This is a genomic window from Streptomyces sp. NPDC051020, from assembly GCF_040683105.1.
In the GTDB taxonomy this organism is placed as follows: Bacteria; Actinomycetota; Actinomycetes; order Streptomycetales; family Streptomycetaceae; genus Streptomyces.
Map to the genome: position 1 here is coordinate 1 of NZ_JBFBCG010000041.1, position 20,269 is coordinate 20,269.

Genomic DNA, 20,269 nt, shown 5'->3' on the forward strand with positions numbered 1-20,269 from the left:
CCCCGGCATGCCCGATCAGCCCCTTCCCGTCGGCGACCACGGACAACCGCCGGTCCCACCCTGTAGGCTCGCTCACCAGATTGGTGCCCTGACTCTCGCAGCGGATACGACGTCGACACTCGCATCCTTGCAGGCCAGCGGCACCTTTCTGCTACCGGGACGTCAGATCACCCAATTCCGCTGAATACCCAGGGCCAGCACTCCCAGCCGGCGGCCTTCGACCCGCCACGCCTCGTCGAGGACATGCAGCGCGATGTTCGCCAGCAATGGGGAGATCGGTGAGCCCTGCGGGGTTCCCGCCCCGCTCGGGGAAGTCACCCCGCCCTCCAAGAACCCCATTCGCAGCCAGGCCCGGATCAGTTTCAGCATCGGCCGGTCCACCACGTGCCGGGCCACCTGGACCATCAGCGCGTCGTGATCGATCGTGCCGAAGCAGTCCCGGATGTCGGCCTCGAAGACCCACTCCCGCCGCTGGTTCGCGGCGACGCGCACGGCTTCGCACGCGTCGATCGCGGACCGTTTGGGCCGGAATCCGTAGCTCGCCTCGGTGAACTGGGCCTCGAAGACTGGTTCCAGGACCAGTTTCGCGGCCGTCATCATTACTCGGTCCGCCACGGTGGGAATCGAGAGCGGCCGGAACTCCCCCGGCCGCCCCGGCTTGGGAATCTGAACCCGCCGCAACACTGACGGACGATACGTATACGTCCGCAGCTTCTCCGCCAGGTCCTGGAGGAATGCATCCACCCCCGAGGCCGCCACCACGTCGACGGTCAGGCCGTCCACGCCAGGGGCTCCTCGGTTCGTACACACACCGGTCCACGCCCGCCGAAGAACGTCCATGCGGTGGACATGGCTATACAGAGCATGAAACCGGCGTTCGGGTTCTTGCTTGGCACAGCGGTAGAGCGTCCGCTGCAAGGCTCGGACCTTGTCCAGAGGACGGCGGCCCGGTCCTGCGGCTCCTTCCTCCCGGCGGATGGATCTAGCCGATACGGCACTCATCCGGGTCCCTCCCTGTTCGCAAATCGCATCGATGAAGCAGGGGCCCTTCGCTCCCAACGGGTTGTGTTGTCCCGCCGATCGGCACTACTACGACCCCCTCCGACTGCCTCTCGACAGCCCGCCATTTCCCGGTTCTGCCGGTTATAGGCAGGCCACGCTTCCCGGGCCGCAATCCCGGGGCCGAGGGAGGCCCTCTCCAGTTCCCAGGGCAACCGTCCGGCCATTCCACGCCCCTTACGCCGGGAGGTTCCTCGGCGACCGCTCCAGGTCCAAGATCGCCTTCCTTGGCCTTCGCCCTTCAAGCACAGGCTCGGCTCCTCCTTGGCCCGCCCACGGGCGGGGGTTAAATATCGACGCTGCAGGCTTCACTTCATGTTGCGGACTGGCCGGTTGCACGCCCCCGAAGGGCGCTTGTCACTCCACTTCGACGCCACCATTTCGAGTGACGCCGGGAGTCAGCTACCGAGGACCCTGGCGTCTCCCCGGACCGGACTTCCACCGGCTGGCTACCCTGAGCTTGACGTCCGGTTACATCGTTCACATCCCTTCTGAGCTGGGAAGACGTCCGGACTGCTGGACGTACGCTTGGCGTTTAACCTCGAAGGTCACTCGACCTGCTGAGATCCCCGGAATCCTGCGGCACGGGAGGCGGCCGTTCTCCACGCTTCGAGATGTTGAGTAACGAAGCACGAGAGAAAGGCCGCTGCCTGTGAGTCTCCCCGTCGACGCGTCCGCAGGCGAGGCTTTGAGCGTGTTGTCCCGCTTTCGGGTTGAGTTCTACGACTGCCTGTACAGCCGCGCCGACGCGCTCTTCGAGCTCACCGAAGCGATCTTGTGCACAGACGGGCCGGTGAAGACCCTGGTCGAGCTCTGCCTGGCGGTCGAGCACCGGCGCGGGCACGGGGCCCCGTACGCCGCGTTGGACCGCGGTTGGCTGGAGCCTGGGCGGCTGCGCCGCACACTGGCCGGCCTGCCGCTCCCGAAGGCAGCCGACGGGCGGATCGTCCTGGCGGCCGATGTGTCCAACTGGCTCCGCCCCGACGCCCCCACCAGCGACGAGCGGCTCTTCTGCCACGTCTACGGACGCGGAGACCGCAAGACGGACCAGCTCGTTCCCGGCTGGCCGTACTCCTTCGTCGCCGCCCTGGAGACCGGCCGGACCTCCTGGGTTGCTCTGCTGGACGCCGTGCGCCTCGGGCCGGCGGACGATGCGACCGCCGTCACCGCCGCCCAGCTACGCGACGTCGTCGATCGGTTGACGCAGGCCGGGCAGTGGCAGACCGGGGATCCGGAGATCTGGATCGTCATGGACTCCGGCTACGACGTCGCCTACCTCTCCCACGCCCTGGCAGACCTGCCGGTCGTGCTGGTCGGGCGCCTGCGCTCGGACCGCGTCATGCTCCGCGACCCCGGTCCTGGCGGTGGCGATGGTCCCGCAGTGAGCGCAGGCACTCGGTGGGCAGGGCGATGCGACGTTCCGATCTCTGCGCCTTGGTGGGCAGGGCGGTCAGGCCGCTGCTGTTGGTGCGCTGGAGGGTGCGGCGGACGCTGGCGGTGCCGCCTGCCAGGTCGAGATCTTCCCAGTGCAGGCCGAGGTGTTCGCCCGTGCGGAGTCCGGTGTGGAGGGCGAGTTCGAACAGGGCGTGCAGCCGGTGTCCTTGTGCGGTGGCGAGGAGTTGGCGGGCATCGTCGGCGGTAAGGGGTTCGAAGCGTCGGGGGCGTGGGGTGCCGGTGCGAACGTTGCGGGCGACGTTGCGCGGGTTCTCCTCCTCGCGTACGGCGTGCTCAAGAGCGGACTTGAGGACGGATTGGATGTAGGTCCGCGTCAGCGGGGAGAGCAGCTTGCGGCAGCACTGGCCGACGGCGCAGCAGCAGCGGGGCTGGTGCCGCCGGGCGTCGATCACACGGGCCATCGCCGCCCGGATCCGTACGCCACTGACCGCCGGACTTCCGGCCGAGGTCACCCACCCCCCGCGCGAGTCAGGCGCTCGCGTCGAGCAGCAGCTCCGCCATTGCCCGCGCCGCCAGGGCCGGATGGGCGTCCGGGCGGGTCACCGCATGGGCCAGGGTGCCGTCGATCAGCACCAGGAGCTGATCGGCGCCGAAGTCCGGGGCCGGGTGGCCGTAGCGGGTCAGTTCGCTGGTGAACAGCTCGTGCAGGCCGTCCTTGAAGGCGCGGACCTCCGCGTGTGCGGGGTGCTCCGGGTCGGTGAGGGCCAGGTCCGCCGACGTGTAGCGGCAGCCGTGGAACGTCGGGCGCTGGGTGACCTTCTCCAGCTCGTCGAAGACCGCGAGGATCCGCTGCCGCGGGTCGTCACCGGCGTCGTCCATCACCTGGCGGTAGCGGGCGTCGCCCGGGTAGCTGCGCAGGAGTTCGGCGATCAGACCGTCCTTGCCGCCGAAGTGCTGGTAGAGCGAGCGGCGGGCGACCTCGGCCTGTTTGAGGATCGCGTCCACCCCCACGTGCACGCCATGGGTGTACGTGAGGTCACGGGCCGCTTCCAGCAGCCGTTCGCGGGGGCCCGGTCTCGTCGTCGTCACGTCACCGATTCTGGCACAGGGTTGACGGTAGAACAACCGGTCTATCTACTATGAGGCGCCACTCGACATAGACCGATCGTTCTATCCACTCCTTCGACCTCCTGGGAGCACAGCCATGCCACGTGCGGGCACCCTGCCGGCGGTACTGACCGGTGTCTTCATCACGGTCCTCGACTTCTTCATCGTGAATGTGGCCATTCCGGCCACCCAGCGCGATCTGCATGCCGGTTCCGCTGCCATCGAGTGGGTGGTCGCCGGATACGCCCTGGCGTACGGCTCCGGACTGATCCTCGGCGGACGGCTCGGCGACATCCATGGGCGCCGCCGCATGTTCATGCTCGGGATGGGACTCTTCACGCTCGCCTCGATCGCCTGCGGTCTGGCGCCCGGCGCCGCGGCGCTGGTCGCCGCCCGCGTCGTGCAGGGCGCCGCGGCCGCACTCCTCTCACCGCAGGTGCTGGCGATCGTCCGCACCGCGTACACCGGACCCGCCCAGCTCAGGGCCACCAACGCCTATGCGTTGACCATGGGGCTGGCAGCAGTGTTCGGGCAGCTCATCGGCGGTGTGCTCATCCATGCGGATCTGTTCGGGCTGGGCTGGCGGGCCTGCTTCCTGATCAATGTGCCGATCGGGATCGCGGTGCTGGCGGTCGCTCGGCGGGTGATTCCGGAAAGCCGGGTTCCGGAGGCTGTCCGGCTCGACCTCGGTGGCGCCGCACTCGTCACTGCGGCCCTGGTCGCCACGCTGCTGCCGCTGATCGAGGGGCGCGAGCAGGGCTGGCCGCTGTGGACCTGGGCGTCGTTCGCCGGCGCGGCAGGGCTCTTCGTGGCGTACGGCAGGCGGCGGCACGACGCTCCGCTGATCGACCCGGCCCTGTTCCGTCAACGAGCCTTCAGCACAGGGCTGTTCACCGCACTTGCCTACACCATGGGCATGGCCGCCTACTTCCTGATCTTCGCTCTCTACGCCCAGCAGGAACGGGGTCTCGACGCGCTGGGGGCCGGGCTGGTCTTCGTGCCGATCGGCGCGGGCTATCTGGGCGCTTCGCTGCTCGCGCCGCGACTGGTGGCGCGGATCGGCCGGCAGACGATCGCCCTCGGCGGGCTGACCAGAGCGCTGGGGCTGGGCGTGCTGTTCGTCCTCGTGGCGCAGGACGTGGCGATCGGATGGCTGGTTCCGGTGCTCGTCCTCGACGGCATCGGCATGGGCCTGGCACTCGCCCCGATCATGACCACCGTGCTGTCCCGGGTCGCCCCGCAGCACGCCGGAGCCGCCGCCGGGGCGCTCACCACGGCGCAGCAGGTGGGCGGGGCGCTCGGGGTCGGCGTCGTCGGCATCGTCTACTACGGCAGCCTCGCCGACGGTGTGCCGACCGCCTTCCGGCACGGGCTGATCTACCTGGTTCTGGCGGCGCTGGCGCTCGCCGGTCTCGTACAGCTGCTGCCCCGGACCGCCGGGAGGACGAAGGCCGCACCCGTCGCGCGAGAAGGAGTCCACGCATGAACCGCCGTCACCGGCCGACCGATCGACGGCCCCGCCCGCCACTGCATCGCCCTGCGGAAGAAGCCCGATGCCGTCGCGCGCGGGGCACGGCCGTACGGGGCCGGCCGGCGCACTGGAGGACGGTCACGGCGCGACGCGGCCCGTGCCGGGTGCGGGGCCGCGCAAACGCCGCTCGCTGCGGGACGTCATGACGCAGTTGCACGGCATTCACACGCTCACCACCGCCGCGTGACGCCGAAGGGCCGCACCCCGTCGCCGGGATGCGGCCCTTCCTGCCGCTGCCGGACCTTACTTGCGGATCAGGCTGCGGAGCACGTACTGCATGATGCCGCCGTTGCGGTAGTAGTCCGCCTCACCGGGGGTGTCGATGCGGACGACCGCGTCGAACTCCACACCGGTGTCGGTGGACACCTTCACCGTGCGCGGCGTGGTGCCGTTGTTCAGCTCGGTCACGCCGGTGAAGGAGAAGGTCTCCTCGCCGGTGAGGCCAAGGGCCTCGGCGGTCGCGCCCTCCGGGAACTGGAGCGGGAGGACGCCCATGCCGATGAGGTTCGAGCGGTGGATGCGCTCGTACGACTCGGCGATGACGGCCTTGACGCCGAGGAGCGCGGTGCCCTTGGCGGCCCAGTCGCGGGACGAGCCGGAGCCGTACTCCTTGCCCGCCAGGATGACCAGCGGGATGCCGGCGGCCTGGTAGTTCTGCGAGGCGTCGTAGATGAACGACACGGGGGCATCGGCCTGGGTGAAGTCGCGGGTGTAGCCACCCTCGGTGCCCGGGGCGATCTGGTTGCGCAGGCGGATGTTCGCGAACGTGCCGCGAATCATGACCTCGTGGTTACCGCGGCGCGAGCCGTACGAGTTGAAGTCGCGGCGCTCGACGCCGTGCTCCGTCAGGTACGTGCCGGCCGGAGTGTCGGCCTTGATCGCACCGGCCGGGGAGATGTGGTCGGTGGTGACCGAGTCGCCCAGCTTCGCCAGAACGCGGGCGCCGGTGATGTCGGAGACCGGGGTGGTCTCCATCGTCATGCCCTCGAAGTAGGGGGGCTTGCGCACGTAGGTGGACTGCGGGTCCCACTCGAAGGTGTTGCCGGTCGGGATCGGCAGCGCCTGCCACTGGGCGTCGCCCGCGAAGACGTCCTGGTAGGACTTGTTGAACATGTCCTCGCCGATGGAGTTGGCGACGACGTCGTTGACCTCGGCCTCGGTGGGCCAGATGTCCGCGAGGTAGACCGGCTTGCCGTCCTGGTCGATGCCCAGGGCGTCCTTGGTGATGTCGACCTTCATCGAACCGGCGATGGCGTACGCGACGACCAGCGGCGGGGACGCCAGGTAGTTCATCTTGACGTCGGGGTTGATCCGGCCCTCGAAGTTACGGTTGCCGGAGAGCACCGAGGTCACGGCCAGGTCGTGCTCGTTGACCGCCTTGGAGACCTCCTCCGGCAGCGGGCCGGAGTTGCCGATGCAGGTGGTGCAGCCGTAGCCGACGAGGTTGAAGCCGACCTTGTCGAGGTACGGGGTCAGGCCCGCCTTGTCGAAGTAGTCGGTGACGACCTTGGAACCCGGGGCGAGCGTGGTCTTGACCCACGGCTTGCGGGTCAGCCCCTTCTCGACCGCCTTCTTGGCCACGAGCGCCGCGGCGACCATGACGTACGGGTTCGAGGTGTTGGTGCAGGACGTGATCGCGGCGACGGTGACGGCGCCGTGGTCGATCTCGTACGTCGTCCCGTCGGGGGCCGTGACCGTGGTCGGACGCGACGGCACACCGTTGGAGGACGCCGGGGCGTCGGACGCCGGGAAGGACTCCTTGCCGGCCTCCTCGTCCTCGGAGACGTAGTTGCGGACGTCCTGCGCGAACTGCTGCGAGGCGTTGGCGAGGACGATGCGGTCCTGCGGGCGCTTCGGGCCGGCGATGGAGGGGACGACCGTGGCGAGGTCGAGCTCCAGCTTCTCGGAGAAGTCCGGCTCGGCGGCCGGGTCGAGCCAGAGGCCCTGCTCCTTGGCGTACGCCTCGACGAGCGCGACCTGCTGCTCGTCGCGGCCGGTCAGGCGCAGGTACTTCAGCGTCTCGTCGTCGATCGGGAAGATCGCGGCGGTGGAGCCGAACTCCGGCGACATGTTGCCGATGGTGGCGCGGTTCGCGAGGGAGGTGGCGGCGACGCCCTCACCGTAGAACTCGACGAACTTGCCGACGACGCCGTGCTTGCGGAGCATCTCGGTGATGGTCAGCACCAGGTCGGTGGCGGTGGTGCCGGGCTTCAGCTCGCCGGTCAGCTTGAAGCCGACGACGCGCGGGATGAGCATGGAGACCGGCTGGCCGAGCATCGCGGCCTCGGCCTCGATGCCGCCGACGCCCCAGCCCAGCACGCCGAGGCCGTTGACCATGGTGGTGTGCGAGTCGGTGCCGACGAGGGTATCGGGGTACGCCTGGCCGTTACGGACCATGACCGTACGGGCCAGGTGCTCGATGTTGACCTGGTGGACGATGCCGGTACCCGGGGGGACGACCTTGAACTCGTCGAAGGCGGTCTGGCCCCAGCGCAGGAACTGGTAGCGCTCCTTGTTGCGGCCGTACTCCAGCTCGACGTTCTGCGCGAACGCGTCGTTGGTGCCGAACTTGTCCGCGATGACGGAGTGGTCGATGACCAGCTCGGCCGGCGCGAGGGGGTTGATCTTCGCCGGGTCGCCGCCGAGCTCCTTCACGGCCTCACGCATGGTGGCGAGGTCCACGACACACGGAACGCCGGTGAAGTCCTGCATGATCACGCGGGCCGGCGTGAACTGGATCTCCTGGCTGGGCTGGGCCTGGGAGTCCCAGCCACCCAGCGCCCGGATGTGGTCGGCGGTGATGTTCGCGCCGTCCTCGGTGCGGAGCAGGTTCTCCAGCAGCACCTTCAGGCTGTAAGGGAGGCGCGCGGAGCCCTCGACCTTGTCCAGCTTGAAGATCTCGTACGACTCGTCGCCCACGCGCAGCGTGCTGCGGGCGTCGAAGCTGTTCGCCGACACGACAGTCTCCTTCATCAATGTGCGCGTACTACCGCGCCGCGCCTCATTACGGCGGGCGCCGCGTGGTGCCGCCTACGGCTCCTCGACCATCCGCTAAGGTAAGGCTTAGTTAGGTAACCCTTACCATTCGGCGGCGCGGTGCACCTTCGGCAGATATCTCGATGTCGAGATAACTCTAGTACATCACCGCGGAACGGTCATGCCCGGCCGCCCGTACGATGCCGCCCATCTCGCACCGGCCTGCGCGGCACGGCGCCGCGGCGCGGCAGTCGTCCGCCCGGCAACGCACGGCAGCCGCCCGAGTCGGCGCCCGACGCGCTCAGGAGTTCTCGGCCAGGACCTCGCTGCGCGGCACGACGCTCCTCCGCTCCCGCACGTGGGCATGGGCCACGAGACCGAGGAGAAGCGCGAGGAGTGCGGCCGACGAGCCCGCCGTCCCGAGGTCGAGACCGCCCTTGGCGACAGGCTTGGTGAGGAAGTCGCCGACGGTGGCCCCGAGAGGGCGCGTGAGCACGAACGCGATCCAGAACAGCAGAACGTTCGGCACCACAGGCACCCGCATGAGCGCGAGAAGCACCGCGAGCAGCCCGGTGACGAGAAGCGCGCCACCCGCATAACCGAGTCCGGAGCTGTCGGACAGGAAATCACCCATGGAAGTGCCGAGCGTGTTCGAGACGAGAATCGCCGACCAGAAGAGAGCCTCCCCGCGAAAGGTGACGATGTCGCGGATGGAGAACGTCAGCCCGGTGAACTTCCAGATGACGAAGATGGCAATCAGGAGCGAGATCAGGATCGCGGCTCCCGTGGGGTATCCCAGCCCCAGGCCTTGCGGCCCCCAGCCCAGCGAAGTGGTCCCGCCGGACAGGTATCGAGAGCTGGCGTCACGGTTCATGAAGTCGGACATCGTGGTGCCGGCCATGCTGGTGGACAGGATGACGGTCCAGTAAAAATACGGGTTGTAGTGGGTGGACCTCAGCTGCACGACCAGCGTGACGACGAAGAGCAGGAACAGCGCGACCGTGGTGAGGAAGTAGCCGAGCCCGAGGGTCTGGGCGAACAGGTCGCCGGCCGTCTCGCCGAGCGTCGTCGCGGCGATCTTCATGATCCAGAAGGCCAGGGTGACCTCCGGCAGCTTCTTCATCACAGAACGACCGGCGCCGGTGTTCAGGTCGGTAAGGAATTCAGACTTTTCCAAGGTCAATCACTCCTGGTCGGCCGATCGGCGCCTCGCTCTCCCGGAGCGAGTGCCTTCCACGTCGCGGATGAGTGGACATCACAGTGTTGCGGGCGTCAGGCATCCCGTTACTCGATGGCGCTGCGTGTCCGCAGGTATTTATTACTTCTTTGAATATGGAGACGAGCGTGCCGCGCACCGCTGATTCGAGGACGCGGTGGCGGTCTTTGTTTTTGATTCAGACACGGTCGGCGCGCCCCGCGAGGGAATGCCGCCGGGGCGCACCGGCTCGGGGAGACCCGCCGCACCCCGGCAGGATCATGCTGTCCGCGGCGTGACACCGGGCCGGATGTGCGCGGCGCGCTCCGTGTCACCCACGCGGACGCGCGCCGCGTGCCGGACCGCCGCACCGGGCGGACGATGAGAACAGCCGACACGTACCCGGAATCGGAGACGGTCCGCCGCGGCCAGGGCCACCGCCCACCTCCCCCACCATCCCCCACACTTCCCGTTCTCACCTGCTCCCATCGCACCCATCACCCGAATGCCACACCCCCGTACGATCTTCATCTCATATCTGAGATAACCTGGCGCCATGTCAGACGACTACCTCGTACGCATCGGCAGGCTCATACGTGACGCCCGTCAGCACCGTGGCTGGACACAGAGTCAGCTCGCCGAGGCGCTCGCCACCAGCCAGAGCGCCGTGAACCGCATCGAGCGGGGCAATCAGAACATCAGTCTTGAGATGATTGCCCGCATCGGTGAAGCACTCGACAGTGAGATCGTGTCGCTCGGCTACGCCGGGCCGATGCATCTGCGGGTCGTCGGCGGGCGCCGGCTCTCCGGCTCGATCGATGTCAAAACCAGCAAGAACGCCTGCGTGGCCCTGCTCTGCGGCTCGCTGCTCAACAAGGGGCGTACGGTACTGCGCCGGGTCGCCCGGATCGAAGAGGTCTACCGCCTCCTCGAAGTGCTGAACTCCATCGGCGTGCGCACCCGATGGATCAACGACGGGACCGATCTGGAGATCGTCCCGCCGGCCCGGCTCGACATGGCCGCCATCGACGCGGACGCCGCCCGGCGGACCCGCTCCATCATCATGTTCCTCGGCCCGCTGCTGCACCGCATGGACAAGTTCACACTGCCGTACGCGGGCGGCTGCGACCTCGGCACCCGGACCATCGAGCCGCACATGATCGCGCTGCGCCGGTTCGGCCTGGAGATAGCCGCGACCGAGGGTCTCTACCACGCCCAGATAGACCACTCGGTGACCCCGGACCGGCCCATCGTGCTGACCGAGCGCGGCGACACGGTGACGGAGAACGCGCTGCTGGCCGCGGCCCGCCACGACGGGACGACCGTCATCCGCAACGCCTCGTCCAACTACATGGTCCAGGACCTGTGCTTCTTCCTGGAGGCACTGGGTGTACGGGTCGACGGCGTCGGTACGACGACGCTGACCGTGCACGGTGTCCCGCACATAGATGTGGATGTCGACTACTCCCCCTCCGAGGACCCGGTCGAGGCGATGAGCCTGCTCGCCGCCGCCGTGGTGACCGAGTCCGAGCTGACGATCCGCCGGGTACCGGTCGAGTTCCTGGAGATCGAGCTCGCGGTGCTGGAGGAGATGGGCGTCGACTGCGACCGCACGGCGGAGTACCCGGCGGACAACGGCCGTACCCGCCTGGTCGATCTGACGGTCCGGCCCTCCAAGCTGGAGGCACCGATCGACAAGATCCACCCGATGCCGTTTCCCGGTCTCAATATCGACAACGTGCCGTTCTTCGCGGCCATCGCCGCCGCGGCGCAGGGCAAGACACTCATCCACGACTGGGTCTACGACAACCGCGCGATCTACCTGACGGACCTCAACCGGCTGGGCGGCCGCCTCCAACTCCTGGACCCGCACCGGGTCCTGGTGGAGGGCCCCACCCGATGGCGCGCGGCCGAGATGATGTGCCCGCCGGCACTGCGGCCCGCCGTGGTCGTCCTGCTCGCGATGATGGCGGCCGAGGGGACCTCCGTACTGCGCAACGTGTATGTGATCAACCGCGGTTACGAGGAGCTGGCGGAACGGCTCAACTCGGTGGGCGCGCAGATCGAGATCTTCCGGGACATTTGATCAAGCCCGCTTATCGGGTGCCTAGTGGATGTCACCCGGCTTTCCCTTGTACGATGCCCGCCCAGGCGCCCTGAACGACAGCTCTGATCCACGTCATAGCCGAGCCACCGGGCCCGGCCGCGGGACGATCCCCCATCTGTCCACCCTTTCTGAGCCCTGCCCTCGCTGCTCTCCAGGGTGCCGCCGAACGGGCTCGGCCCGTCGGGCATCCTGGGAGTGAGCCGGCGAGACGGTAAAGAGGAGCTGTGGTGGACGAGCGCGTGCAGGATTCGCGTGAGGTGGAGACATCGGGGATGTCTCCCCAGCTGCGGCTGGATGCACTGCTGGAGGACCTGCAGCAGCAGGTGACGCAGGTGCGGGGGGCCCGGGACCGGGTGCACACACTGCTGGACGCCGTATTGGCGGTCGGCTCCGACCTGGACCTGGAAGTGGTGCTGCGCCGGATCGTGGAGTCGGCGGTCTCGCTGGTCGACGCCCAGTACGGGGCGCTCGGCGTGCTGGGTGAGGAAGGCACGATCAAGCAGTTCCTCACGGTCGGTATCGACGAGGAGACCGTCGCCCGGATCGGACACTACCCGCGCGGCGCGGGGATCCTCGGGCTGCTCATACGTCACCCGGAGCCGCTGCGCCTGGCGAACCTGGCCGAGCATTCCGCGTCCGTGGGCTTCCCGTCCGGGCACCCGCCGATGACCAGTTTCCTGGGCGCCCCCATCCGGGTCCGCGGGCAGGTGTTCGGCAACCTGTACCTGACCAACAAGCAGGGCGGCGCGGAGTTCGACGCCGACGACGAGGCAGTGCTGCGGACCCTGGCCGCGGCGGCCGGTGTGGCGATCGACAACGCCAGGCTGTACGAGGACGCGCACCGTCGACAGCGGTGGCTGGCGGCCAGCAACGAGCTCACCCGTAGCCTGCTGTCCGGTGCGGAGCCCGCCGCAGTGCTGGAGTCCGTCACGGCCACCGTGCGGGAGATGGCCGGTGCGGACCTGGTCACCTTGGGGGTGCCCGTCGGTGACCGCGGCGAGCTGGTCATCGAGGCCGCCTCGGGAACGTCGGCCGAGGAGGTGCGCGGGCTGGTGCTGCCCGCCGCGGCGCTGGCCGCGAAGGTCTTCACATCCGGGGAGACGATCACCAGTGATGCCGTGAGTGCCGACCCGCGTGCCGAGGGCGGCAGCGCCTCGGTGGTGAAGCTGGGGCCGGCGTTCTTCGTACCGCTCGGCACCCGGGAGCACGTCCGCGGGGTGCTGCAGGTGGCCAACGTACCGGGCAGCTCTTTCTTCACCAACGCCGTGGTCGACATGGTCACCGGTTTCGGCAACCAGGCCGCGCTGGCCTTGGACGTCGCTGAGCACCGGCGGGACACGGAGCGCATGCTCGTGCTCAATGACCGCGACAGGATTGCTCGGGACCTGCATGACCTGGTCATCCAGCGGCTGTTCGCCGGCGCGCTGTCGCTGCAGTCCACGCTGGGCCGGGTGGCCGACCGGCCGCAGGTCGGCGAGCGGATCCAGCGGGTTGTGAACGACCTGGACGACACCATCAAGATCATCCGATCCACCATCTACGGCCTGCGCGAGCACGATCGGACCCGTCGCGGCAGCGGGCTGCGCGCCCAACTGGTGGCGGCCACCGAACGGGCCACCGAATCGCTTGGCTTCGCCCCGGCGCTGCGCATGACCGGGTTGCTGGACACGGCCGTGTCCGCCGAACAGACCGAGCAGTTGCTGGCCGTGCTCGGCGAAACCCTGTCCAACGCCGCCCGGCACGCGCACGCCACCACCGTCGACGTCAGCGTCGAGGTCACCGACGCCGCCCTGCAGCTGCGCGTGGCCGACAACGGCCGCGGGATCGACCCGGTGGTCACCCGCCGCAGCGGTCTGGCCAACCTCCGCAGGCGCGCGGAGGAGATGGGCGGCAGGTTCGGCCTGTCCTCGAACCAGCCGAGTGGCACCGTTGTCGAGTGGGTCGTCCCGTCGGCTGTGTGACCTTCCCGCTGCCTCGGCGGTCGGACGTTTCAGCCCTCGGCGTGGGCCAGCCACAGGTCGGGGCCGAAGACCTCGTAGCGGATGCGGCGCGCGGGGACACCGGCCTGGAGGAGTTGGGTACGGACGGCGCGCATGAAGGGGAGTGAGCCGCACAGGTACACGTCGGCGTCGGCGGGCAGGTCCAGGCCTTCGAGGTCCATCAGGCCCGTACGAGAACCGGGTTCCTCGGTTGCGTCCTGTTCGTACCAGAACTCTGCCCGTGCATCGGGCAGTTGCTCCACGAGGCGGCGGGTGTCGGCACGCAGGGCGTGGTCGGCCGGGGTCCGGTCGGCGTGCAGGAAATGGACCGGGCGCGTCGAGCCGGTGGCAGCGAGGTGTTCGAGCATGGCCACCATGGGGGTGCAGCCGATGCCGGCGGACACCAGCACCAGCGGGCTGTCGGCGTCGTCGAGGACCACATCACCGAACGGGGCCGACAGGGTGAGCTCGTCGCCGGTCCTTACGGTGCGGTGCAGTTGGTTGGACACCTCACCCTCGGGAGCCTCGGCAACGCTCACCACCCGCTTGACGGTGATACGCCGCAGCCGGTCGCCAGGTGCGTTGGACAGGCTGTACTGGCGGGTCTGGTGGATGCCGTCAGGCATGAGGACCTTGACGCTGACGTACTGGCCGGCGCGGGCCGGGGGCACGGGGCCGTCGTCGGCCGGGCGCAGCAGGAACGATGCCACGTCCGGGGCCTCCTCACGCCGGTCCACGACGGTCCATTGCCGCCACGGCTTGCGCGGGTCGACCTGCGCTTCCTGGTAGAGGCGAGCCTCCTGGGCTATGAGGGCGCCGGCCATCAGCCAGTACACCTCGTCCCATGCGGCCGCCACCTCCGGAGTGACGGCCTCGCCGAGCACGTCGCCGATGGCACGGAAGAGGTACCTGTGGACGATCGTGTATTGGTCCTCGGTGACGCCGAGCGCCGCATGCTTGTGGGCGATCCGGGCAAGCAGCGCGTCCGGGCGGGTGTCGGGGTCGGCCAGTAGCGCCTGGGCGAAGGACGCGATGGACCCGGCCAGGGCGCGACGCTGCTCGCCGCTGGCCTGGTTGCCGCGGTTGAACAGCCCGTCCAGCAGCTCGGGCTGCTCGGCGAACATGCTGCTGTAGAAACGCGCCGTGATCTCGTCCAGCGCCCCTCCGACGGCGGGCAGGGTGGCGCGAATGACAGCGTCCGACTCGGGCGAAAGCATGGCTCTCCTTTACAATGCGGGCATGTAAGGGGACGGCGCTCACCGTCACAGCCGGGGTCCGCCACGCGGATCCGACCGGCACACCGATCGTGCCGGTGGCGCCGTGATCTCGAACAGGGCCGAATTTCCCTGAGGGCAGGGCCTGTCGGGCCGATCCGGCGCGAGGCCTGTCACCGTCCTCAGGGGGCCTGTCGGCGCGCCCGATTCAGAGATACCGGGTCCGGTTTTCGGCTGCACCACGGCACAACCGCACCGGAGGCCATCGGATGCGCTCCCATCCGCGGGGCACGGGCGCCGAGTTGGACGTCCCGGCTGTGGTAAATGCTAAAGGGGCGGGTCGGGTAACCCCACGGGCGCGGTGAGCATGTGGACGAGCCGGGTGAAGGGCCAGGCCGCGAAGAGCAGCATTGCACTGAGGGCGTGGAGCTTGAAGAGAATCCACAAGAGGGCCGACCGGCCCTACCCCCTTCGCGGCGCCCACAGGGACGATGACCTAATGTCCCCGAACGACGTCTTTCGCGCCCTCGACCGGCAGGAGTGCCTGCGTCTTCTGACCAAGGTGCCGGTCGGCCGTGTGGTCTACACCCGGCAGGCGCTGCCCGCAGTCCTCCCCATCAACTTCTCCCTGGACACGGATGCCTCCGTCCTGCTGCGCACATCGCCGGCCTCCGACCTCGTACACGCCATCAACGGCGTCGTGGTCGCCTTCGAGGCGGACGATTTCGACGCGGCAACCCGGTCCGGCTGGAGCGTGGTCGTCACCGGACGAGCCACCGTGGTGACCGATCCCGCCGAGCACGAGCGGCTGTCGCAGACCGGCCCCACCTCCTGGATGCCCCTACGGGACACGGTGTTCGTACGGATCGAGTCCGAGCTGGTCACCGGTCGGGAGCTCAGGGGAGCCCTCAGCACGCAGTGAGGCACGGCCGGACACGGAACTCGGTGGCAGCTCCGGTCGAGGACTGGGCTTCGGCGTCCAGGCGGGCAAGCCACTCGCAGCCAGCCCGACACTCCGCGCCACAGGGTGGAGGATGGGCCGGCACGGTCATGCGGAAGTCGTCACCGAGCGTGAGCTCGGGGGTGCCTGCGGCGCCGGCTGGCAGGCCGTCCTTGCGGCGGACGGGTGCGGCCTGTCCGCCGCTTTCCTTGGACGGCACCGGAAGACACCACGTCAGCTCGTTTCGGTATCGGTGGCAGGCGTTGCTGCGGGACGAACAGGGCAGTGCCTGGGCGTTCGCGGGATGCGGCCGCCGTCCGGTCCGTAGCCGAACCTGATCAGCACGTGCGGATGACACCGCTTGTGTCCCGGGAGGCCGGTCGCCGCCCGCAGGTCGGGCCATTCCATGGCCTGGTGCAGGAGTGACGTGCGCAGCCCGTGGGCGGTCGCCGTGAGCAGGACGTACTGCAGGGCCTGGCCCGCCCGCAGCCAGTCCTCCCGCCGGTCGTGGGACGTTGACAGCAGGGCCACCTGGACGTGGCGTTCGAACCACAGGGCGGGCCGGCGGAGGGCTGGCAGCGCGAAGGTGAAGTCCCGCATCGGCATCCGCGCGGCCGCGTCGGGCGGGCCGAGGGCTGTGACCGGGATGCCGTAGGGGGTGTCTGCTCCCGGGGCGGTGATCCAGGTGCGGGTTTCGGCGGTGCGCTCCGGGTGGGCGTGGTTGCGTGCCTCGGCTGCGGCGGTCAGGCGCAGCAGCCGTCGTGTTCCGGCGATGTCCGGCACGTGCAGGCGTGCGCCGGCGGCGTGCGCGGCCGACGCCATCTCCGCCACGATCGGTTCGGGCACCGGTCGGCCGGTGAACGGCATCCGGCTGGTGTGCCGCCGCGCGATGGCCTCATAGAGGCCAGGGTCGGACGGCTGGTCGTCCGCGTCGAGTGAACCGGTCAGTCGTACGGTGGCCAGCAGCCCTGGTTCGTGTGGATCCGGCAGCAGTCTCACCTCCGGCCGCCGGCCCTGGTGGACGGCGGCGAGGCGGAGGTTGAAGACCGCGGCGCCCACGGACAGATACTGGGCGCGGTGCATCGGGTCGGTCAGCGGCAGTGTTCGCTCCGGCGCCGAATGGACCTCCAGTACCTCGCTGTCGGGGTCCAGGCGGAAGCGCCAGGGCTGTGTGTTGTGGATCGACGGGGCTGCCACGGCCGCCGCCAGGAGCGACTCCACGATGGCCGCGTCCAGCCGAGTTCGGGTACGCATGATGCCTCCTCTTTCTTTTCGTCGTGGCTGCGGGTCAGGTGGCGGGCAGGGCGGTGGCCAGCAGGACGATGCCGAGCGAGCCGACGAGGGAGACGACCGCCAGTATCCGGGCAAGTTCGGCGTGGCCCTTGGCATGGGCGATGCCGTGGCCGCCCGCGGCGGCCATCACCACCGCGAAGAGGGCGAGTTTGGCCGCGAGGGTACGGCCGTAGCCGGGTTCGGCGAGCGAGGCCCAGGTGACGCCCTTGTGCCAGGACAGGACCCAGCCGGTGGCCAGCTGCGCGGGCAGGAACACCGTCCCGGTCAGCATCCCGAACCGGCGGCCCGCCGCGGCAGTGAAGCGGTCCTTGACCTGAGGTGCGAGCAGGTGGCGGGCCAGCGGCAGGACCACCAGGGACAGGGCCAGTTGGCCGCCGACCCACAGGGTGGCGCCGGCCACGTGCACGAACCGCACCAGGGGCCACGGGCCGACGGTGTCCATCAGCCGCTCACCTCCACCATTCCCATGACCCCGGCTTCGGCGTGGAGGCAGGGCAGACGAGGCGGGCGGCCGGACGGTGACCGGCCCGGACCGTGCACAGCACCCGTGACGGGGGACGGCGGTGGAGACAGCCGCACGGGGGCTGGTTGCAGTAGTACACGGAACACCTCCGGATCGGTCACTGATCAGCATGCAGAGTCGGGGCGGACCAGCGCGGCGGCCGATCAGCCCTTCCCTGTGGGCCGACAGTCCCCCGATGCGCGAGCAGAGCAGCGGGTCGTGCGGCGCGATCAGCACCATGGCGCTGCCCGCCGGGACGGCGTTGAGCGCGCCGGACACCGTGGCGTGGCGCAGGGCGTGCGGAACACCACAGACATCCAGCGGGCCGCAGCGAAGCACCGCGCATCAGACGCCCAGGCCCGCGGCGGCAGCACGACGGGGCGTGACGGCCTCCTCGCGAAGTGCGGTCCCGCAAGCGCCATGGTCCAACCAATCCGGTCAGCCGTCCCAGGTCCAGTCGGCGACCTCGGGCAGGTCGGTGCCGTGCTCCCGGATCCAGTCGTGGTGGCGCAGCCGGGCGTCCTCCATCCGCTGGCGCACGACGGCGGCACGAACGGCGAGCCCCGGGACTCGGTCGATGACGTCCATGACCAGCCGGTAGCGGTCCAGGTCGTTGCGCACCACCATGTCGAACGGGGTGGTTGTGGTGCCGATCTCCTTGTAGCCGCGCACGTGCAGGTGCCGGTGCCCGGCGCGCCGGTAGGCGAGCCGGTGGATCAGCCACGGGTAGCCGTGGTAGGCGAAAATCACCGGCTTGTCAGCGGTGAACAGGCCGTCGTACTCGAAGTCGCCCATCCCGTGCGGGTGTTCCTCGCTGGGCAGCAGGCGGGCGATGTCGACGACGTTCACCACGCGCACCGCCAGCTCCGGCAGGTGCCGGCGCAGCAGCTGGGCGGCGGCCAGCACCTCCTGGGTCGGGACGTCGCCCGCGCAGGCGAGCACCACGTCAGGTTCACGAGTGCCGTCCTCGGTGCCGGCCCAGTCCCAGATGCCGGCGCCGCGCGCGCAGTGGACCTTGGCCTGGTCCATCGACAGCCAGTCGAAGCAGGGTTGCTTTCCGGCGACGATCACGTTCACGTAGTCGCGGCTGCGCAGCGCGTGGTCCGCGACGGACAGCAAGGTGTTGGCGTCCGGCGGCAGGTAGACCCGTACCACCTCCGGGCTCTTGTTGAGGACGTGGTCGACGAATCCGGGGTCCTGGTGGGAGAAGCCGTTGTGGTCCTGCCGCCACACGTGCGAGGTGAGCAGGTAGTTGAGGGAGGCGACGGGGGCCCGCCAGGGCAGCCGTCGGGTGACGCGCAGCCATTTGATGTGCTGGTTGACCATGGAGTCGACGATGTGCACGAACGCCTCGTAGCAGGAGAACAGCCCGTGCCGGCCGGTCAGCAGGTAGCCCTCGAGCCACCCCTGGCAGGTGTGTTCGGACAGGATCTCCATCACCCGGCCGTGCCGGTCCAGGTGTTCATCCACGGGCAGGGTCTCGGCCTGCCACGCCTTGCCGCTGGCCGCGTAGACCGCCTGGAGGCGGTTGGAGGCGGTCTCATCGGGGCCGACCAGGCGGAAGTCGCGCCGGTCGGCGGTGGATCGCATGACGTGTTCGAGCAGGTCGCCCAGGACGCGGGTGGGTTCGTGGAGGGTCGCTCCGGGCTTGTCGACCTCGACGGCGTACGTCTCGAGCGGCGGCAGGGGGAGTTCGCGCAGCAGCAGTCCGCCGTTGGCGTGCGGGGTGGCGCCGAGCCGACGGTCGCCTTCGGGAATACAGGCCAGCACCTGGGGACGGGGGTGGCCGTGTTCGTCGAACAGTTCCTCCGGGTGGTAGGAGCGCAGCCATGCCTCCAGCTGCCGCAGGTGGTCGAGGTTGTCGCGGACGGCAGCCAGCGGGACCTGGTGGGCGCGCCAGGTGCCTTCGACCGGCAGGCCGTCGACCTCGGCCGGGCCGGTCCAGCCTTTCGGGGTGCGCAGCACGATCATGGGCCAGCGGGGGCGCTCGGTGGCGCCGTCCTCGCGGGCGGCGCGCTGAATCGCGGCGATGCGGTGCAGCGCGGTGTCCATGGCGCCGGCCATGGAGCGGTGGACGGCGGCCGGGTCGTCGCCGGTGACGTGGATCGGGTCGTGGCCATATCCATGGAGGAGCGCGTCGAGTTCCGTTTCGGGGAGCCGGGCGAGCACCGTCGGGTTGGCGATCTTGTAGCCGTTGAGGTGGAGGATCGGCAGGACGGCGCCGTCGTGCACCGGGTCCAGGAACTTGTTGGAGTGCCACGAGGCGGCCAGCGGGCCGGTCTCCGCCTCGCCGTCGCCGACGACGCAGGCGACCAGCAGGTCGGGGTTGTCCAGCGCGGCGCCGTAGGCGTGCGACAGCGAGTAGCCCAGTTCGCCGCCCTCGTGGATGGATCCGGGTGTCTCGGGCGCTACGTGGCTGGGCACGCCGCCGGGGAACGAGAACTGCTTGAACAGCCGTCCCATGCCGGCCGCGTCCCGCGTGATGTCCGGGTAGGTCTCGGAGTACGAGCCCTCCAGCCAGGAGTTGGCGACCACGGCAGGCCCGCCGTGGCCCGGCCCCCAGATGCACAGGGCGTTCAGGTCACGGGCCTTGATGACACGGTTGAGGTGGGTGTGCACCAGGTTCAGCCCGGGGGAGGTGCCCCAGTGGCCGAGCAGCCGCGGTTTGACGTGCTCGGGGCGCAGCGGCTCGGTCAGCAGGGGGTTGGCCATGAGGTAGATCTGGCCGACGGCCAGATAGTTCGCGGCGCGCCAGTGGGCGTCCAGCGTCCTCAGCTCTTCGTCGGAGAGCCGGGCGGGGGCCTGCTGCGTGTCGACGGACATGGGGGAATCCCTTCTTCCACAACGAACGGTCCGGCGGGTCCGCCATGCCTTCCACCCTCCCCCACCCGACCGGCGCCCACCAGAGGGCTCACCGCGACACACCGGTTCACGGAAACCGGACCGCTCGCAAAGTTGAGAGAGCCGAGTG

Annotated in this window: 13 protein-coding genes and 4 pseudogenes; 6 read left to right on the plus strand and 11 right to left on the minus strand. The window is 69.4% G+C overall.

Annotation, left to right across the window (positions count from 1 at the left end; translation table 11 throughout):
* Positions 1-162: 162 nt before the first annotated feature.
* Entirely contained in the window at positions 163-783 is a 621-nt protein-coding gene (locus AB0N06_RS22310; protein WP_366136428.1) for a reverse transcriptase domain-containing protein, read from the minus strand.
* Between the two features lie 964 nt (positions 784-1,747).
* Here AB0N06_RS22310 and AB0N06_RS22315 point away from each other — a divergent pair.
* A pseudogene (locus tag AB0N06_RS22315) lies at positions 1,748-2,407 on the plus strand (transposase); the annotation flags it as partial.
* 7 nt (positions 2,408-2,414) lie between these two features.
* Here the strand turns inward: AB0N06_RS22315 and AB0N06_RS22320 are convergent.
* Both AB0N06_RS22320 and AB0N06_RS22325 read right to left on the minus strand, forming a co-directional pair.
* Positions 2,415-2,909: pseudogene (locus AB0N06_RS22320) on the minus strand (tyrosine-type recombinase/integrase); the annotation flags it as partial.
* Positions 2,910-2,982: 73 nt separating this feature from the next.
* Positions 2,983-3,543: a TetR/AcrR family transcriptional regulator gene (locus tag AB0N06_RS22325; RefSeq protein WP_366136429.1), complete on the minus strand. Its 561-nt coding sequence runs from the start codon at positions 3,541-3,543 to the stop codon at positions 2,983-2,985.
* Between the two features lie 115 nt (positions 3,544-3,658).
* On the opposite strand from AB0N06_RS22325, the gene AB0N06_RS22330 reads away from it, so the two are divergent.
* Both AB0N06_RS22330 and AB0N06_RS22335 read left to right on the plus strand, forming a co-directional pair.
* Positions 3,659-5,047: an MFS transporter gene (locus AB0N06_RS22330; protein WP_366136430.1), complete on the plus strand. Its 1,389-nt coding sequence runs from the start codon at positions 3,659-3,661 to the stop codon at positions 5,045-5,047.
* 67 nt (positions 5,048-5,114) lie between these two features.
* A complete protein-coding gene (locus tag AB0N06_RS22335) occupies positions 5,115-5,279 on the plus strand; it encodes a hypothetical protein (RefSeq protein WP_366136431.1) in 165 nt (54 codons plus the stop codon).
* Positions 5,280-5,335: 56 nt separating this feature from the next.
* Here the strand turns inward: AB0N06_RS22335 and acnA are convergent, their stop codons facing one another.
* Together acnA and AB0N06_RS22345 are read right to left on the minus strand one after the other, a co-directional pair.
* Positions 5,336-8,050, minus strand: coding sequence for an aconitate hydratase AcnA (gene acnA, locus AB0N06_RS22340; RefSeq protein WP_366136432.1), 2,715 nt, complete (start codon positions 8,048-8,050; stop codon positions 5,336-5,338).
* A gap of 319 nt (positions 8,051-8,369) precedes the next feature.
* A complete protein-coding gene (locus AB0N06_RS22345; RefSeq protein WP_366136433.1) occupies positions 8,370-9,245 on the minus strand; it encodes a hypothetical protein in 876 nt (291 codons plus the stop codon).
* 574 nt (positions 9,246-9,819) lie between these two features.
* On the opposite strand from AB0N06_RS22345, the gene AB0N06_RS22350 reads away from it, so the two are divergent.
* Positions 9,820-11,349, plus strand: a complete 1,530-nt coding sequence (locus tag AB0N06_RS22350; protein WP_366136434.1) for a UDP-N-acetylglucosamine 1-carboxyvinyltransferase — start codon at positions 9,820-9,822, stop codon at positions 11,347-11,349.
* A gap of 293 nt (positions 11,350-11,642) precedes the next feature.
* Positions 11,643-13,331, plus strand: a complete 1,689-nt coding sequence (locus AB0N06_RS22355; RefSeq protein ID WP_366136488.1) for a GAF domain-containing protein — start codon at positions 11,643-11,645, stop codon at positions 13,329-13,331.
* A gap of 29 nt (positions 13,332-13,360) precedes the next feature.
* Here the strand turns inward: AB0N06_RS22355 and AB0N06_RS22360 are convergent, their stop codons facing one another.
* Positions 13,361-14,566 (minus strand): globin domain-containing protein, encoded by a 1,206-nt coding sequence (locus AB0N06_RS22360; RefSeq protein WP_366136435.1) that lies wholly within the window; start codon positions 14,564-14,566, stop codon positions 13,361-13,363.
* 179 nt (positions 14,567-14,745) lie between these two features.
* Positions 14,746-15,004, minus strand: a pseudogene (locus AB0N06_RS22365) (respiratory nitrate reductase subunit gamma); the annotation flags it as partial.
* 58 nt (positions 15,005-15,062) lie between these two features.
* Here AB0N06_RS22365 and AB0N06_RS22370 point away from each other — a divergent pair.
* Positions 15,063-15,485: a pyridoxamine 5'-phosphate oxidase family protein gene (locus AB0N06_RS22370; RefSeq protein ID WP_366136436.1), complete on the plus strand. Its 423-nt coding sequence runs from the start codon at positions 15,063-15,065 to the stop codon at positions 15,483-15,485.
* A 252-nt stretch (positions 15,486-15,737) separates the two neighbouring features.
* On the opposite strand, the gene AB0N06_RS22375 is transcribed toward AB0N06_RS22370, so the two are convergent.
* The 4 genes and pseudogenes from AB0N06_RS22375 to AB0N06_RS22390 all read right to left on the minus strand — a co-directional run bounded on the left by AB0N06_RS22375 (position 15,738) and on the right by AB0N06_RS22390 (position 20,121).
* A complete protein-coding gene (locus AB0N06_RS22375) occupies positions 15,738-16,757 on the minus strand; it encodes a nitroreductase family protein (RefSeq protein WP_366136437.1) in 1,020 nt (339 codons plus the stop codon).
* A gap of 34 nt (positions 16,758-16,791) precedes the next feature.
* Positions 16,792-17,238 (minus strand): hypothetical protein, encoded by a 447-nt coding sequence (locus AB0N06_RS22380; protein ID WP_366136489.1) that lies wholly within the window; start codon positions 17,236-17,238, stop codon positions 16,792-16,794.
* 282 nt (positions 17,239-17,520) lie between these two features.
* Positions 17,521-17,637 (minus strand): annotated as a pseudogene (locus AB0N06_RS22385) (DUF2249 domain-containing protein); the annotation flags it as partial.
* A gap of 99 nt (positions 17,638-17,736) precedes the next feature.
* Complete coding sequence (locus AB0N06_RS22390) at positions 17,737-20,121, minus strand: phosphoketolase family protein (RefSeq protein ID WP_366136438.1); 2,385 nt, start codon at positions 20,119-20,121, stop codon at positions 17,737-17,739.
* Positions 20,122-20,269 lie beyond the last annotated feature (148 nt).